The sequence below is a fragment of the Myxococcus sp. MH1 genome (assembly GCF_059738865.1).
Window position 1 is genome coordinate 6,005,534 of sequence record NZ_AP026947.1, and the last position, 18,171, is coordinate 6,023,704.

General features: G+C 72.4%; 1 protein-coding gene (running past one end of the window). It reads right to left on the bottom strand.

Annotated elements, in window-relative coordinates; genetic code table 11:
* Positions 1–18,171: the 3' portion of an IPT/TIG domain-containing protein gene (locus AC6JA9_RS23510; protein WP_497957857.1), read on the bottom strand. It continues 13,908 nt past the right edge of the window; only the last 18,171 of its 32,079 coding nucleotides appear in the window; the start codon falls outside the window, past its right edge; the stop codon is at positions 1–3.

Genomic DNA, 18,171 nt, shown 5'->3' on the forward strand with positions numbered 1-18,171 from the left:
TCACTCCTGACGGATGCTGAGCTGGAAGCTGCCGACGTCCCAGTCGCTGTAGCCATCCACGACGATGGAGATGGCCTGACCGGCCGCCAGCGGCATCCGGACCTCCGAGACGCCCTCGCCCCGGTAGTTCCCATCACACGTGAGCACCTGCCTCGGCTCGCACGTGCGCGGGTACACCGCCACCACCGTGCCGATGCTCGAGCCCGCCGTATCAATCACATACGAGCCCGCCGCCGGCGCCTCCCAGAAGAACACCTTCTCCGGCGCCGAGGAGGGATAGCGGCACGCCGGCACATCGTGGTCGATATGACCGGCCCCCGACGTGCTCCCCGCCGTCCAGAGGGGTAGCGCCCCCGTCAGCGTCACCCCCTCCACGCCCTGGCAGTTGGCGCGCTCCGTCCGGCCCGAGGCCGCCTGACAATCCGCGTCCTGCGGATAGTCCATCTCTCCGTCGCCATCGTTGTCCACGCCGTCGAAGCACGTGGGCAGCACCGCCGGGTCCACCTCGGACTCATCCTTGGGCGAATCGCACCCGGGCTCGCTCGGGTAGTCCACGCGCCCGTCACCATCGTCGTCGCGCCCGTTGCTGCACGCGTACGGCATGTCCACGTTCAGCGTGAAGTCCTGCGGGCCGTAGCTCTCCAGGACGACGACCACGCGCTCGTTCGCGGCGAGCGTCACCTCGCCCATCACGCCGTCCGGCCAGTTGTTCCGGCTGCACTTCGCGACGAACCCACCCCGGCAATTCTCCTGGCGCAGGGACAGGTAGAGGTTCGAGCGCCCCTCCACCGCGAACCGGTACGTCCCCGCGATGGGCGCCACCAGGTCATAGGCCACCGCGTTGATGGACGCCCCGCTCACCCCGCCACACTGCGCCGACACGTACCGCCCCGCCCGCGCCGTCTTCCCCGCGAGGACCAGCGGCGCCGTGGGGAGGTTCTGCGCCGGCAGGACCTGTCCACACGCGACCTCGTTGTCATCCGCGGCGCTCGTGCAGGACGGGTCTCCCCCCGGCGCCAGGGCGAAGTCGATCAACCCATCCGTGAAGCCCACCGGCTCGCTGTCCACCGAGTCGCCACACGCCGGCACCGGGGTCGGGTCCGTCTCGTCATCGTCCATCGGACTCTCGCACCCCGGGTCGTACGGGAAGTCGTTCTTCCCATCCTCATCCGAGTCCTCCCCGTCCGAGCACCGGGGCAGCCGGCACTGGAACAGCGTGGAGGACACGCCTCCCCCTTCCAGCTCCTTCGGCCGGCAGACCTGCGTCTCCGAGCACTGGAACCAGGGCTGCAGCGGGTCGCATGCGGCGTCGTCATCGAGCAGGCCGGACACGTCGATGCGTCCCAGGCCCGTCCCCTCGACGACGGCGAAGACCACGCCTGCCTCCGGCAGGTACGTGTAGCCGGTGACCTGCGCTTCCGACGCCACGTCACAGGTCCGGGTCCGCGAGTCCAGCGCGCACGCATCCCGCAGCGAGATGCCCTGCACCTGCGGGTCTCCCACCACGAAGACCGACCCGGGCCCCGGCACCCGGATGCCCACCACCCGGTCCACCTGCCCCGCCGTCGAGCAGCTCAACCGGTGGTCATCCACGGCCTCGGTGAAGTCGAGCGGCAGCACGGCCCGCGGCTCCAGGCCCACGCTCGCCTCCGTCGTCAGGTCGATGGGCGCCTCGCAGCTGTCGCCCTCACCCGACTCGGACGTCCCGGCCGCGCTGCCACACCCCGGGTCCTCCGGCCAGTCCACCAGACCGTCCCCGTCGTCGTCGTCGCCATCCGCACAGGCGGGCTGCGGCAGCAGGTCCGTCTCGTCGTCGTCCTCGGGCGACTCACAGCCCGGGTCGCTCGGGTAGTCGTAGACCAGGTCTCCGTCCGCGTTGTTCTTGCCGTCGTCACACGCGTTCGCCTGGCAGCGGTACACCGGTGAGCCATCCGGGTCCTGCTCGTTCTCCTGCTCGCCGCAGACACCGTGGCCGCAGACGAAGTTCGCGTTCCCGGGCGTGCACCGCGCCCCGACCCCCAGCACGGCGCTCGCCAGCCGCAGCCCCACGCCCGGCCCGGAGTTCGGGAAGTAGATCTTCGCGTCCTTCGACAGCGGCCCCGTCGTGAGGCTCGTCACCGCCGTCGTCCGGCACGTGGCGCGCTCGGGGACCGGCGTGCAGCCCTCCTCGCCCGTCATGTCCTGGATGAAGAACGCCAGCGGCAGGTAGTAGCCCGAGCTCCCCGACACCTCCAGGCGCTCGACCGGGCCATCGAACGGCAGCGACAACCACGTCCCGCTGCCCGAGTTGGAGCCATACCCGCAGGGCTGCTGCACCGTCGTGGCATGCGCCACGTTCAGCGGGAAGAAGTCCACGCCCGTGGGAATCGTGATGGAGGACTGGCACGCCCCGCCCCGGTCGGACGGATAGACAGGCACCTGGAGCGGCGCGGACGTCGCGGTCGCGCCGAGCCAGTCCGCCGCGAACGACGTGACGGTCATCGTCCCCGGGGCCGACGGCGTGTGCGTGCCCGTCAGCGTGTAACCGGAGTACGGACTCACGTCGATCCCACCGTTGCCGCCCAGCGTGACGCCGTCCGCCGTCAGCGACATCAGGGCGATGCGCTTCTCGTCGTAGACGGTCGCCCGCACCTGGATGGGACGGCCGGCCAGCGCATAGCTCTCACGTGAGGAGAGGTAGAACCACGGCGCGCGGTTCACCGCGACCTGGTGCGTGGCCTCGATGGACACGGACAGCCCCCGGACGTCGGTGAGGTCCGCCTCGAGGTGCAGCGCACCCGCCGGGAAGGCCCTGGACGGAAGCGCCACGTAGCAGTTGTTCGTGCCCGAGCAGGTGGTCGACGCGGTGAAGACCGCGCCCGTGGAATCGGTCACCGTCAGCGACACCGACTGGAGCCCCACGTCATCCCACGCGCTGACCCCCGCCTCGACGGGATGGCCCGCGACCAGCTCCCGGCCCCACGGCCATGAGCCGAAGTTGAAGGTGCCCTCGGGCACCTCGTTCTCGCTGATGTTCAGCTCGGTGTAGCGCCGGCTCTCGTGGCCCATCAAATCCCGGGCGACCACCATCACCACCAGGGACGTCTTGCCCGCCAACACCGGGTCCGACAGCAGCGGGACCGGGAAGGTGGCCTCGACATAGCCGTCGGTGCTGGTGGCCAGGTGCTGCGGCGTCCCGCCTCCCACGATGTGCGTGGGGCTCACCCAGGTCGCGCCGTAGATGATCCACGCGCTCACCGTGTCCAGGTCTCCGTCCACGTCGCTGGCCTCGGCGCTCATGTTCGTGGACGTCCCCTCCGCTCGCGTCTCGTACATCGACACGTACTCGATGTCCGGCAGGGCCACGGGCTCCAGCAGCGTGTAGCTGCGCTCACCCGTATCCACGCGCTGGCCCAGGGTGTCCTCCACCACCAGCCGCAGCGTCACCGTGTCTCCCGCCTGCTTCGTCGGGAACTCGAGCAGGTGCTCGAAGCCGTGCTCGCCGCCCTGCTCGTCCGAGGCGCTGCTCGCGACGACCACACCGTCCACGGAGAAGCGCAGCACGGACGGCCCGTCGTCCCACGCCGACAGGTAGAGCGGGTTCTTCGCGGGGCTCGCGAACAGGCGCGGCGGCAGACCCGACAGCAGCGTCGGCGGACTCGACGAGTCACGCACCTGGAGCGGCAGGGTTCCACGCACCGACTGGCCCAGGGCGTCCACCACGTCCACATGGACCTCGGGGTTGCCCACCAGGTGCGCCGGCAGCCGGACGACCCCCGCGTAGTTTCTCGGAGCGCCCACGACGGGCGACAGCACACCGACGAACACGTCCTCCATGCTCACCGTCACGGTGTACGGCCGGGCGCCGCCGGACACGTCCACCCGGACCGGGACCAGCTGACCGCTGGCGAACTCCTGATAGGCATACGGCTCCTGCATCGACACCCACAGCGACTCCTCCTCGGGAGCGCTCACGCGGATGATCTGGGCCTCGGACTGCGCCTCGGCGCCGCTGGCGGTCCGTCCGCGGACCTGGAGCAACCACTCCGAGCCGGGCAGCGCCGACTCCGGCACCCACCACTGCCCCGACACCGCGCCAGTCTCCAGGTGCGCGAAGGGCGCCCCGTCCACCCACAGCGTCGCGCTCCCCAGCCGCGCCCCGGACGTGCGGGCGTCGAACGACACCAGCGTGCCCGGCTCCACGATGAGCGGCGCGGCCGCCAACCGCAGGGTCGCCGAAGGAGGCGCGAGCTGCGCGGGCGCCGTGAACACCGACAGGCCCTGGAAGCCCCGCGCCACGACGACCTGGTCGCCGGCCAGCACCGCGTCGCGCGCGTCCGGCGCGTCGAGCGTGGCCCTCAACACGGGCGTATGGGACGAGACATCCCAGAGCTGCACGTCCTCGTCCGTCGACACCAGCGCCAGCAGGCCCACCATCCGGATGCGGCGCACGGCCCCCTCGGTGGGCACCGTGCCCACCTCGCGCAGGCTCCCCGCCGCGTCCAGCGTGTACACGCGGAAGCCGTCGTCGTTGCCCGCCAGCAGTCGCTGTCCCTCCAGCGCCACCACGTTCGCGGCCTGACCGGACACGCTCGCCCTCCGGAGGATGTCTCCGGCGCTGTCACGCTCCGCCCAGGTGAAGCCCAGGGTGCCCTGCGCGATGACGGCGCGGCGCTCATCACCCGCCACGTCGAGCGTGGGCCCCTGCAGGTCCAGCTTCTTGATGGACTCCACCGTGGGCAGGCTGGCCGTGGCGAGCACTCCGCCGCCCACCGTCCACAGCCGGCCGGTGCTCACTGCGAACCGCTCCACGCTCCCGATGCCGCCCAGCCGGCTTCCCCGCGTGGAGTCCACGGTGAAGGCTCCCGTGGTGTTCGCGTCGGTATGCACGGACAGCGTCGCGTCGTTCAGCAGGAAGGTGTCCCCACCGAGCCGCTCCGTCTGCCGCACCGCCTTCAGCGTGGTGGAGACCGCGCGATTCAAGACCGGGTGCGACGGGTCGGCCAGGTCCAGCAGCGACGCGCCACCCAGCCCGGCCGCCACGATGACACCCCGCCGCGCCGCAGCCACGCCCACCACGGCATCGGTCGTGGACCAGCCATCGCCCAGCATCGGCGGCTGCGTCCCTTCCGAGACCCGGTCGACGAGCTTCAGCACCACCAGCCCCCGCGGGGTCGCCGCCAGCAGCGCGCCACCCGACACGCGCAGCGAACGGGCCGCCACCGGCAGCTGCCCCAGCACTCGCGGCGCCGTGGGCTCGCGGAGGTCCACCACGCGCAGCACGTCGTCGTCGCCGGCCACGTAGGCCAGACCCCGACTGACGGTCAGCGCCCGCGTCCCGATGCCCAGCTGCGCCTCGCCCAGCGCCACCATGTTCGACGCGCCCAGGTGCACCACGTGGATGCCCCGCGCGGTGCCCACCACCGCCATGCCCCCCTCCACGTCCACCTGCCGGACCGTGGACTGCAGGCCCACGGACATGGGCCCACCGCAGCAAGGCACCGACTCCGACTCCACCTTGTGCGCGTAGAGCGTCTGCGCGGACGCGTAGAACAGCCGGTCGTTCGACACGCCCAGCAGCGGCGTGTTCAGCCACGGGTTGTAGCGCTCCACGTACCGCCGCAGCTCGGGCGCCGAGGGCTCCGTCAGGTGCACCTCGTCGACGTTGTACGAGGACTCGTGCGCCACGAAGGCCCGGCTCGACGCGCCCATCGACATCACCAACGACGTCTCGTGCCGGCCCACCACGCGCGGGGCCTCCGGCCTCGACACGTCCACCACCCACAGGCCGCCCTGCTCCACCGCCACCAGGGCGTGATGTCCCTGGACCACCAGCGAGCGGGGCGTGCCCTCCACGCGCACCTGTCCCACGGGCGTCACGGTGACGCCCTGCGCGTCCTCCACCCGGAGACCCACGGCCACTCCCGAGGGCGTGGCGACGAGGACCCGGTCGCCGAGCACCGCGAGGTCCACCGCGTTGGCGAACATGCCCGCCACCGTCACCGCGCCGTCGGACAACACCGGCGCGCTCACGGTCCGCTCCCGGAACGCCTCGCCGACGCGGCCCTGGAGGTCCTTCACCCAACCCTCCACGCGCAGCACGGTGCCCGAGGGCGTGCCCACCGGCACGGTGTAGCTCAGCGCCGGCCCACCCGAGGCCACCAGCGCCCCGCCCAGCTTCACGCGCAGCACCTGCTCCGCCAGCGGCAACGTCCCATCCGCGGCCACCAGCTTCGCCGTCACCGTCGAGCCCGCGGACACCTCGGTCCCCGTCGGCGTCACCACGATGTCGGAGATGGTCGGGTTCGACACATCCTCCAGCACCAGCACCTGCGTGCTCGCCACCGACTCGCGGCCGTCACCATCGACCAGGCGCGCGGTGATGAGCATCTGCGCCTGGACCTCTCCCTGGGCCAGGTTCGGCATCCGGGGCGTGGCCACGGTGGCGGGCGAGACGATGACCTGCTGCTCCGTCTGCGTCATCGTCGTCCTGCCCACCGAGAAGCTCACCGTGTACCGCTCCGGCGCGCTCACCCCGCTGCCGAAGGCCATCGTCACCTGCACCGGCTGGCCCTCGACGACCTGGGCCACCGCGGGAGTCAGCGTGAACGCCGTCCCCACCGGCTGGGGGTTGGTGAAGACGAGCACGGGCGTGGGCGCGGAGATGGCCGTGTGGACGTCGTCCGTCGCGGTCGCCTCCACCGTCACGCCATGGCCCACGCCGGTGCCCACCATGGGCACGCGCAGCACCGCCCGCAGGAAGGGCGCGCTCACGGTGACGCTGTCGAGCACCGTCGCCCCATCCTTCAGCGTCACCGTCACCTGCTTCACCCGCGACGGGTCCACGAACCTCGGGACCACCGTCATGAGCGTGCCCTCGTACACCTGCGCGGGCGCGTCCAGCGACACGAACTCCGGGCCCGTCGTCGGCGGGGTCAGCCCCACCTCGACGACCTTCGCGTCGGACCTGCCCGCCTGGTCGAACACCGACAGCTCGAGGCGAGCGGTGGCCCCCGTCAACGGCAGGTCCACCGCGGACGGCAGCCGTCCGTCCAGCACCTGCACCGTGCGGCCGTTCACCTTCAGCACCGAGACGAAGGCCTCGAACGTGTCCGCCTCGTCGGTCATGGACGCGGTCAGCGCCAGGCGGCTCCCCGCCACGGCCGTCGACGACGCCACCTGGAGCGACAGCTCGGGCCTGGCCGGCCCACGGACCAGCGGCAGGCGCGCCACCGCCCCGGCCTCCGCGGACAGGAGGTCTCCCGCCGCCAGGACCGCCGCCCCCGTCAGCGCGGGGAAGTCACCCGCGCCGAACGGATACACCCCACCCGACACCGGCTCCGAGCGCACGTCGAACACGCGCACGCCCAGGTCCGTCCCCACCGCGAGCCACGGCCCGAGCACGGAGGCCGAGCGCACCGGCGCATCCACGCCGGCCCCCGTCCCCTGCTGCTCCAGGAGGCTCCCGGCTTCCTCGAAGCAGCGCACGGTATGGGTCCCCATCACACAGGCCTGGTCCGCGCCCACGCCCACGACGAGCTGCCCATCCGACACGGGCGCCGACGCCTTCTGCGTGGGCGCGTGCGGCGTGGACAGGTCCAGCGACACCAGTCGGGTGGACTCGAGCACCAGCGCGCGCGTCCCGTTCGCCGACAGGGACTTCACCGGCGCTCCGGACAGCCGCGCGGCGAGCGCACCCGAGGCCGTGAGGACCTCCACGCCCTCGTCCGTGCCCACCATCAACAGCGCGCCACGCACCGAGGCCAGCGCCGTGGGCGTACGCCTCACGGGCACCGTCGTCACCGTCAGGTCGGGCAGCGACATCAGCTCGATGACGCCCGCGCCGTCGCGACGCACCGCCACCGCGAGCGAGTCCTCGACAAAGGCCAGGCCCACCGCGCGGCCCTTCACCCGACGCTCGGCCAACACCCCCAGCGCGCCGCGCGAGCGCAGCTCCACCAGGCTCTCGCCCGCCGGGTCCTCACGCACCACCGCCCACGCGTCGCTCCGCGCCGCCACCGCGATGACCGGCAGCGACGGCTCCCGCACCACGGACGCCTCCGTGCCCGCGAACACCGCCAGCGTTCCGGACTTCGTGCTCGCCAGCCGCTGCGAGCCCGTCTCCAGCGCCTCCACCCTCGCCACCACCGGCGCCGACTCCGGCCCGGACGGCAGGTGGTAAACGCCCGGCGCCGTCTCCGTGAGGGCGACCGAGCCCACCTGGAGCGAGGGCACGGGCGTCATGTTGCCCGCCTCGGCGCCCACGCGCAGGAACGAGCCTCCCAGCCACATCGGCCCCGCGGGGCGCGTCGCGACCTGGATGACCGGGTCCGGCTGCGTGTTCACCACGGAGAAGAAGTGCACCAGCTGCTCGCTCTGCAGTCCCTCCACGTCCGTGGCCACCGCCCGGACGGGCACGTAGTACGGCGCGTCCTTCACCAGCACGGGCACCTTGAACGTGTGCCGCCACGGCGCGTTCGTCAGCGTCACCGACTGCGTGTCCATCTCCAGCCGCACGGACTCGATGCCGGCGGGCGCGCTCACGTCCACGAGCACGTCCACGAGCGCCCCTTCCGCGAGCGTGTTGCCCACGGCGGGCTCACGCAGGCTCACCATCGGCCGCGTCGCGCTCGAGCTCGCGCCCAGCACGGTGACGTCCACCGTCGCCTCCGCGTCGTTGTCGCGCGCGTCGTAGGCCCGCAGGCGCAGCTTCACCTGCGTGTCCTGGGACACGGTCGGCGCCACCCAGCGCACCGCCCCGGGCACGCCCGTGAACGAGGCGACCTGCTTCGCCGCGCCGGTCCCCACCAGCTCCTCGATGGTGACGCGAGCGACGCGGTTGTCGTCCGTCACCTTCACGCGCAGGTCCAGCCCCGCGCCCGAGGGCAGCTTCGCGCCCGCCGTCGGCAACAGCCACGCCACCGTCGGGTCCTGCACGTCCGGCGTCACCGTCACCTGCAACAGGGCGGGCGGAGACGTCTGGCCCCGCGAGTCCGTCGCCACCGCGACCAGCTCGTGGACCTCGCTCGTCGAGCCCGACAGCGTCAGCGGGAGCGACTCCGTCAAGTCATGCAGCTGGCCCGACAGGCCCGTGACGCGCCGGAACGGCTGACCGTCCAGGCTGAGCTCCAGGGCGTTGAGGGCGTCGGGGTCCTCCGCGCGGACCACCAGCGGGAGCGTGCCCCCCTCCGTGCGCTCCACGGCGGACAGCGTGGGCTCGAGGAAGCGCACCGAGGGGACCCGGTCATTCGTCAGGAAGACGGTGGCCGACAGCTCGGCGTCGTTGCCGCTGGGGTCCGTCACCCGGGCCACGAGCGTGGACTGGCCGCTGGGCGGGATGCTCCGCCACGTGTAGCGGAAGTGCGGCGTCCAGCGGTCCACGCGCGACACCTCCTCGCCGTCGATGAAGAATTCCATCTCCAGATTCGTCCCGCTGGCGTCCGTGCCTGACACCGCGAAGACGTACTCCGTGCCGATGCCGAGCGTGGCGTTGTGCACGGGCATCGCGCGGCCGACGAAGGCCAGCGCCACCGTCGGGTCGATGGTGTCCTGGGCGTAGTAGTAGTGCGCGTCCGGTGAGGCCTGGACGTTGCCCACCAGGTCGTAGACGTTCTTCAGCGTCAGCTTGTAAGCGCCGTTGGACGCGAGGGTCGGCGGAGTCGTGCCGCGCGTCACGGTCAACGTCGAGCCCGACACGCTCACCGTGCCCGGCAGGACCTCACCCGTGGCGACGTTCGTCAGCACCGCCGTGGTGGCCGACTCGCTCCCCGTGTGCATCCGGATGGGCTCGTCGAACGTCGCGCTGAACACCTTCTGCGCGAGCGGCACGGCGCCCACGGGCGCGTACACGGGCCGCGAGGTCGGCGGCTTCAGGTCGCCTCGGGAGAGGGACTCGGGCAGCACCAGGCTCGCGCCGGGCTGCGACAGGTACAGCGGCACCCAGCCCGCCACTCCGGCGGGGACCTGGACATCCACGCGGGTCGACGTGAAGCCGGACAGCTTCGCGGCGGGAGCACCCGGCGCGAAGCGGACCTCCAGGCCCCGGGTGAAGCCCGTGCCCTTCAGCGTCACCCAGCCCCCGGCGAAGTCCAGCCGGTTCGGGGTGACCTCCGACACGGTGATGGGGGCCGTGTAGACGAACCCGCCCGGGACACGCGCCTCGTCACCACCATCGACCACGCGCACCGTCACCGGCCCCGCGAACAGGGTCGACGGCGCCAGCACCCGCAGCTCCGTGCTGCTCGCGGTGTGCGTCGGGTCGGCCTCCGCCCGCGTCGCGCCGAAGTACACCTGGGACGCGGCGGAGAAGCCCTGGCCCGTGAGCGTCACCACGGTGTCACCGGCCACCGGCCCGTGGTCCGGGCTGATGTGGCTGACGCGCACGCCCGCTTCGCCGGCGCCGCCCTTGAACGAGAAGGACCAGGGGCTCAGCACCGTTCCGCCACGGTACGGCGTCGCGCCCAGGGTGACGCGCGCGGTGTAGTCACGCGAGGACACCAGCGTGTCCTCGGGCAGCGCACGCACCACCGAGCCCGAACGCTCCACGCTCGCGAGCACCTCCGTCTCCCCTTCCAGCAGGAGGATGGAGGACTGCGCCGCCACTGTCAGCGGCAGCTCGCTGGCCAGGGACACCTTCACCGGAGCCTCCGGCGACAGCGCGCCTCCCGGAGGCGGCGACGTGTGCCGGACCGTCGGATACGGCAGCGTGTCGAAGAGCTGCGTGCGCGAAGCGCCCGCGAGCAGCGCGATGCCGTCTCCCAGCAGCGCCTTCGGCAGCGACGACACCGTGTGCATGAAGAACGTGCGCTCCACGAAGCCCGGCGCCGTCGTGGTGTCGATCCACGCCGCGCGGTTCGTCCCCGCGGCCAGCAGCCACGGGCCCGCGAGCGCCACGGTGCGCGGAGTGCTCGTCGACTCATCCGCCGACGTCCACGAGCCCAGCCGCCTCGGGAGCTTCGGGTCCAACACCTCCACGACATGGGCCGTGCGGCCCGTGGCCACGGCGATGCGGCTGCCATCCACGGCCAGGGCCTGGGCCACGCCCGCCAGCCCGCTCACCACGGAGAGCGGCTCCAGCTCGCCGTCGCTCAGGTCTCGCAGCTCCATGCGCGACACCTGGCCCTCGTCCATCAGCACCGCCAGCGCCTCGCCCACCACGCCCAGGGCGACGACCCGCGCGGGCGCCACCGAGTGCTGAGCGACGACCACCAACGCGTCCCGGGTCTGCGCGCCCTCGCGCAGCTCACCGAGCACCACCAGCTCGCTTCCCCCCGCCACGACCACCGTCGTCGCGCCGGGTCCCACGGCCACCGTCGACAGGGGCGCGCCGGTCACCAACGGGACACGGTCCAGCTCCTCGGGCGCGCAAGGCACACCCGGACCGCTGCCACAGGTCCCCAGGTCGTAGCGCACCACCACGTTCGTCCCGAGCAGCACGGCGCGGTCGCCCGACACCGCCAGCGACAGCGCGCCCTCCACACCGGCCACGCGGCCCAGCTCCAGCTTGTTGCCGGACGTCGACAGGTCGATGGCGACCAGGTCCTTGTCCCGCGCCTGCAGCAGCGTGGTCCCCACGAGCGCGCTCGCGGCCCCGCCCACCGTCAGGCTCTCGCGCTGGGCGAGCGTGAAGGTGAAGCCCGCCACCAGGGAGCTGCCCTGGGCATTGCCGCCCGAGCCCGTCTCCACGCGCACGTCCACCGGACCGACGATTCCATCCGGCACCGTCGCCGTCAGCGTGCCCGACACGTCCACCGTCGTGGTGAGCGCCGGCACGCCGCCGAACGTCACCTTCGAGCCCGCGTAGAAGCCCTCGCCCGACAGGCGGACCTGCGCGCGGCTCATCGTCTCCGCGAAGGCCGGCTCCACCTTCGTGAGCTTGGGCACCGGCAGGTAGCGGTAGGCCCCCAGCCGAGACACGGACAGGCCATCCGGATTGATGACCTCCACCGCCGCGGCGCCCGCGACGCCCGGAGGCGCCAGGACGGTGATGACCTTGCCCCCCTGCGATACCGCGCAGGCACCCAGGGACGTCGCGCCCGCCAGCTGCCCGCCGATGCGCACCGTGCAGCCGGACTCGAAGCCCGTGCCGTGGATCGTCAGCGTCTCACCGCCCGCCGTGAGGCCATACCCCGGGCTCACCTCGCCCAGCGTCGGGCGCTCCACGGTGTTGCGCGTGGCCGTCTGGAAGCGCACCTCCGTGTCCGCGCCCAGCGCGCCGCCCTGCAGGTCCGAAAGGCCGGCTCCGACCTTGAGCACGTAGCGCGTGCCCACCGTCAGCGCGGACGCGGGGATGAACGTGGCCCTGGCGCCGCCCTCGTCCGAGCGGGCCTCCACCGTGCCCGCCACCGTCTGCGGCGACGCCGACAGCGTCTCCAGGCGAAGCTCATCCAGCGTGTCCGTGCTCGGCAGCTCCGACAGGAGCACCGCCGGGCGCGTGCCCACCGGCACCGTCTCGCCGTCCTCGGGAATGGAGCCACGCACCTCCAGGTGGTCGAGCATCACCGAGGCCAGGGTGCCGGCCAGCTCGCCGCGCCCGTCGTCGGGAGGCTGCACGGGCAGCTCCACCGCGCGACCGTTCTTGTCGAGCACCAGCGTGCTCACCATCAGGTAGCGGTCCATCATCGCCAGCGACATGGCGTCGCCCTGGACGAGCGCATGCTCCAGCGGCGTGACAGCCCCGGCGTGCGTCACCCGGAAGCGCTGCACCTTGCCGCCGCCCGACGCGACGTACGCGATGCCCGCCGCCACGCGCGTCTGCTCCGCGGAGACGCGGCCACGGCCCGTCACGTCCGCCAGCACCAGCGCCCCCAGGAGCACCGGCGCGTCCGGCGTCTTCACGTCGATGATGGACACCTGGGCCTTGGCGCCGAGCGACACGAAGGCTCGCGAGCCGTCCATCGCGATGTGGCGCGCGGCGCCGATGAGCGCGTGCTCACCGACCTGCGCCAGGTCTCCGCGCCGCGCGTCCAGCACGAGCAGGCGCGTGCCGCCCGCGCCCTCCGTGGCGGCGAGCAGGTGGTGGCCATGCAGCGCCATCGCCGTCACGCCGCCCGGGATGGGCCGCTGCGACGTCAAACGGGGCTGCGGGTTCTCCGTGGTCCGATAGGCCCGGATGCCCGAGGCGTCCGCCGCGTAGAGCATGTCTCCCGCGGCGGCCACGCCCACCGTGGCCCCCGTTCCCGGCAGCGTGTACTTCACGCTCGCCGCGGAGGGCCGCGCCACGTCCACCACCTTCACGCCCGCCGTGCCCGCGGCCACGTAGAGCGTGCTGCCCTGCTTCGCGAGCTGGTACGCCCCCGACGTCCCGCTGTCGGTGAACATCACCCGGGCCATCTGCCGGACCGCCGTCTGCTCGGAGAGGTCCGCGATGTACAGGCCGCCCTGCGACTGCGCACGCGAGCCGCCACCCTCCACCGCCGCGCCGTTGGGCCCGGTGACCTCCACCTGTCCGCCGATGGCGCCATACAGCACGCCCCGGTCCACCAGCACCTGCCGCAGCGGAGGCGTCTCCAGCCGCGCCATGGCGCCCGCGCCGTAGAGGAACGCGTCGGGCCGCACACCCTCCTTGATTTGCGTCCCACCCGAGTGGATGGGCAGCTCCAGCCGCGCCGTGAGGTCCACCAGGCCCGCGCCGTGAGGCGGCGCCACCGCCGTGGCCTCGTTGGCCGAGCGCACGTGCACCGTGAAGGAGCGCGCGTCACCGAAGAAGACCTTCATGTCGGGCAGGAAGCCCGTGCCGCGCAGCGCCACCTCGACGCCGCCCTGCTGACCCGAGTTGTCGGGAACGGGCGCGCTCAACTGGAGCGCCTCGCGGTAGGTGAACGTCCCCAGCCGCGTCGCCGTCATGCCATCCGCGTACCCCACGCGCACCGCCGCCGGGCCGGAGTTCGTCGAGGGAGGAATGCGCACGGTGAGCGCTTCCGTCTCGGAGTCGTACACCACGTCACCCGCGCCGGTGATGGGCGTCTCGCCCACGAACACCACCAGCCCCGGGCTGCCCAGGTTCGTGCCGTCGATGCGCACCGTCGTCGTCTCGGTCTTCAGGCCGCTCGACGGGGTCAGCTGGGTGATGGAGGGCCGCGCCCGGCCCGCCTTGTCCACCTTGAAGCGGAAGTGCACGGGCGTCGCCAGCGGATACGTCAGGCCGGCCTCGGTCAGCATCGACCGCACGCCTCCCGCCGTCAGCGACACCTCGACCTCCTCCTCCGGCTCGAAGACATGGCCCGCGTCGGGCGTGAAGAACAGGGACGACGTCCTCAGCCCCGTCGCCTCCACCCTCAGCGTCCCCTGCACGATGCGCCCCGTCGGGTGGGCGTCGGAGACGGCCTCCACCACGAGCGCGCCCGGCTGCAGCGTGTTGAGCGCCACGGGCATCGTGAAGTCGATGCGGACGTCCGTGCCCACCGGCGCCATGGCCCCATCCGCGGGAGCCGAGCCCACCGCGAGCAGCTCCGAGGACGGCACCTCCACGACGCTGCGATTCTGACCGCGCGTGGCCACCCACAGCGCGCCGCCGAACCACGTCAGGCCCGAGCCCTCCGCCTCCAGCAACGTGGACTGGAGCAGCTTCGGCTGGCCCTCGTTCGCCGTCGTCACGTCGAAGACGTACAGGCGCGTGCCCACCGTGACGTAGGCCCGGCCGGCGCGCACGGTGATGCGCGCGCGCATCATCTGCTCCAGCGTCGCGTTCGCGTCGACGGTGACACCGCCCACCCGCGCACCCGCGCGGTCATGGATGGCCAGGCGCAGGCCGTTTCCACCCGAGGCGTTGATGTTCGACGTGAGGACGTAGAAGCGGTCCGGCCCAAGGTCCAACGCGAGCCCGTCCTCCGGGTACAGCAGGATGGCGTGGTCGAACTCGGGCTGCGGTCCCAGCAGCTCGAAGACCTGGATCTGCCCGCTGGGCACGCCGGGCTGGGTGATGCTGACGTACGCCATCGAGCCCTCGATGCGCACCCCTGTCGCCAGGCCACCGGTGTTCACCCGGCCGGTGATGTACGGCAGCCGGCTCCTGCTCGCGTCCACCACGGTGAGCCCCGAGCCCTCGGCCAGCAGCACCAGCGAGCCGCTCACGTCCAGCCCGTTGACCGGGTTGTCCGTCCGCACGCCGCCCAGGCGGATGGGACGCTCCTCGAGCGTCACGTCGAAGATGTCCAGCCCCACCGCGTTCGCCGGTCCGCCCACGCCCACGTACAGCGTGTTCCCGGAGAGCCGCAGCTCGGAGATGCTCTTGGGCGGGTAGCCGGGCAGCCCCAGGTTCGAGCCGAACGGCAGGTCGTAGGCGAAGGTCGCCACGTTCCACGTGTGCGTCGTCTCCGGCGTGGAGCCCGGGCGCACCAGCGTCACCGTCGCGAGTCCCGGCGCGGTCGCCGCGGGCACCGTGAAGCGCACCGTGCGCAGGTCGACGATGTCGACCGCCTCCGCCTCCAGCGACTCGCCGAAGCGGACCTTCATGCCGGGCTCGAGGACGGACTTGTCGAACGTCAGGGTGGCGCGCGTGCCCCCGCCCACCGGACCGTGGTTCGGCGAGAGGGTGGCCACCGCCTGGCCCGGGTCATCGACGAAGAAGAGCGCGAAGGGCAGCTCGGACCTCGGGCCCCCCGGGTGCTTCACCGACACGTCCACGGGGCCCGCCTGCGCCGCCGCCCTGGCGGTCAGCGACATCCGCGTGCCGCTCTCCGTCACCAGACACGTGCCCGCCACCAGGGCGCAGTTCACCACGTCCGTCCCCACGCGCACCTCCTCCGTGCCCGTGAAGCCCGAGCCCGCCAGGGTGATGCGGCCGCCCGTGGTGCGCGGCAGCGAGGTGGGCGACACGGACACCAGCATCGGCACCCGGGCGTTCGCCTTGCCTGTCGTGAAGGTGGCACGGAACTCGGACAGCAGCCGTCCGGCGCGCTCATCCGTCACGTCCTTCGTGAGCACCAGCGTGTAGTCCTCCTCGGGCTTCAGCGTGCCCTGCACGGTGGCCTTCACCGTGTAGTGCCGCTTCGCATCCACGCGCTCCACCGTGAGGTCCAGGGAGACCGGCTGGCCGTTCGCGCCGAGCGCGGGCTGCCCGTTCTCGCCCAGCAGGTACACGGAGCTGGGCGTCACGCTGGGCCCATGCACGGGCCGGTTGAGGCGCACCGCCAGCACGGGGCTGTCGGGGGTGATGATGGCGCCACGCTCCGGCGAGACGTCGGTGACGAAGGAGAACGGAATCTCCAGCTCCGTGAGCTTGTCGCCCCCCGCGAGCAGCAGCCGGTCTCCCGCCAGCGCCGTGTCCAGCGCGGACTCCGTGTTGCCGCCACTCACCAGCTCCGGCTCACGCGGGTTCGCCACGTTCACCAGCACCACGCCGCCATCCTTCGCGGACACGAAGAGCATGTCGCCCACCAGCCGCAGACGCTGCGGCTGACCCGGCGTGTTGGAGAGCGTCTCGTCGAAGTCGATGCGCAGCGACTCCAGCTCCTCGGCGGTCGCCGGGTTGCTGATGTCGATGAAGAGCAGCCCCAGCTCCGCCGCCGCGACGATGGCCGTGTCGCCCACCACCACCACGTCGGTGAGGTTCGCGTCGTAGTCCAGCCGCTTCACCACCGAGGCGTCCGGGCGCGCCGAGTCGTAGATGACCAGGCTGCCGCGCGGGCCCGCCTCGGACGACTTCGCGTGGTACGTCGTGCGCTGACCACCACCAAGGCCTCCGCCGACGGAGTACTCGGGCGGCGGGGGCAGCGCGCCCTCCGGGTTGTTGCAGTAGTGCACGCCCTCGTGGTGCCCCGTGGCCACGAACAGCCGGCCACCGTGCACCGTCATGCCGTACGGCTCGCCGCCGGGGCTGAGGCTGCCCACCAGCAGCGGGTCCGCGGGGTAGCGCGTGTCCATCAACCGGAGGACACCGCCGTTGCCCGCCGCGGGCTCGAAGCCCTTGCAGGGCCCCGCGTCCGGCGGAGGATTCGGCACCATCTTGTTGAAGGCCACCCAGCTGCCCATGGGCGTCGGCAGCAGGCGCGTCGCGAACTCGGGGTCCGCCCAGCCTCCGAACTTCGCGCGCCCCAGCTCCGTCATGGCGCGGTCATTCGCCGTCGTCACCGCGAGGCCCGACGCGCCGTTGGCGATGAGGACCTGGCCCGGCAGCGTCGCCACGTCGAGCGAGTCCGCCGTCAGCTCCAGCTCCGGCCACGGCGTCTGCGCGGGCAGGTAGCCGAACAGGATGGCCTGCAGCAGGTCCACCCGGGCCGGGTTCGGGTTCAGCGTCTGGCCAATCGAGGCCAGGGCCTGACCGGGCATCCGCACGTCGAACGTGGCGGCCGTGAACGCGTCGAAGAAGTACCCCTCGTCGACGTGCGTCCCCTGGAACTCCTTGCGCTGACGGTTGCCCCGGATGGAGGCACCGGCGGCGGAGTACAGGTAGAGCGGCGAGTCGAGGTCCGCCACCAGGGCGCGGGTGTTGAAGTCGCTGACGGAGACCACGCCGTCCGAGGGCAGCACGGGTCCCGTCGCGTTCTCCGGACGTCCACGCTCCAGACCGTAGCCCACCTTGCGCGCCAGGCGCACGTCCTCGAACAGGTCCGTCCCCGTCTCGGAGCCCCGATTGTCCGGGAGCTGCGACGTCACGCGGACCTCGGCGAAGCCGTCCTCGCCGAACGAGCCCAGGGGCGCCGTCAGCGTCAGCTCCTCGGTGGACACCACCTGGACACCCGTGGCCTGCAACGTGCCGACATACACCTTCGGCGGTCCGAGCGCGCCATAGGCCCACGCCGGCAGGAAGCCGTCACCGCGCAGCCGCATGGGGCTGCCGCCGAACGGGTTGAGGAAGCGCGGCGTCGCGGCCGAGAGGAAGAGCGGCGCCTTGTACAGGAAGCCACCCGCCCTGCGGTCCCACAACCCCGAGCCCGACACGAGCACGCCCGCGTCGTTCACGACGCCGTTGATGACGACCACGTCCGCGAGCCCCGGCTCTCCGCCCGGGACCATGACGACGAGCCGCTCCGACGACGCGGGCCCGTCCGACGGGAGCACGGTCGCCTTCGCGCCGCCAATCAGGACGGTGGTCTCCTCCGCGAAGTTGCGGCCCAGGATCTGGACGAACGAGCCACCCCCCGTGGGCCCCACGCGAGGCACCACCTGCGAAATCTCCGGACGCGCGCCGTCGTCGGCCGCGGCATCCAGCACCACCGAGAACGGCGTCAGCAGGTGCTGGCCGTCCGGCGT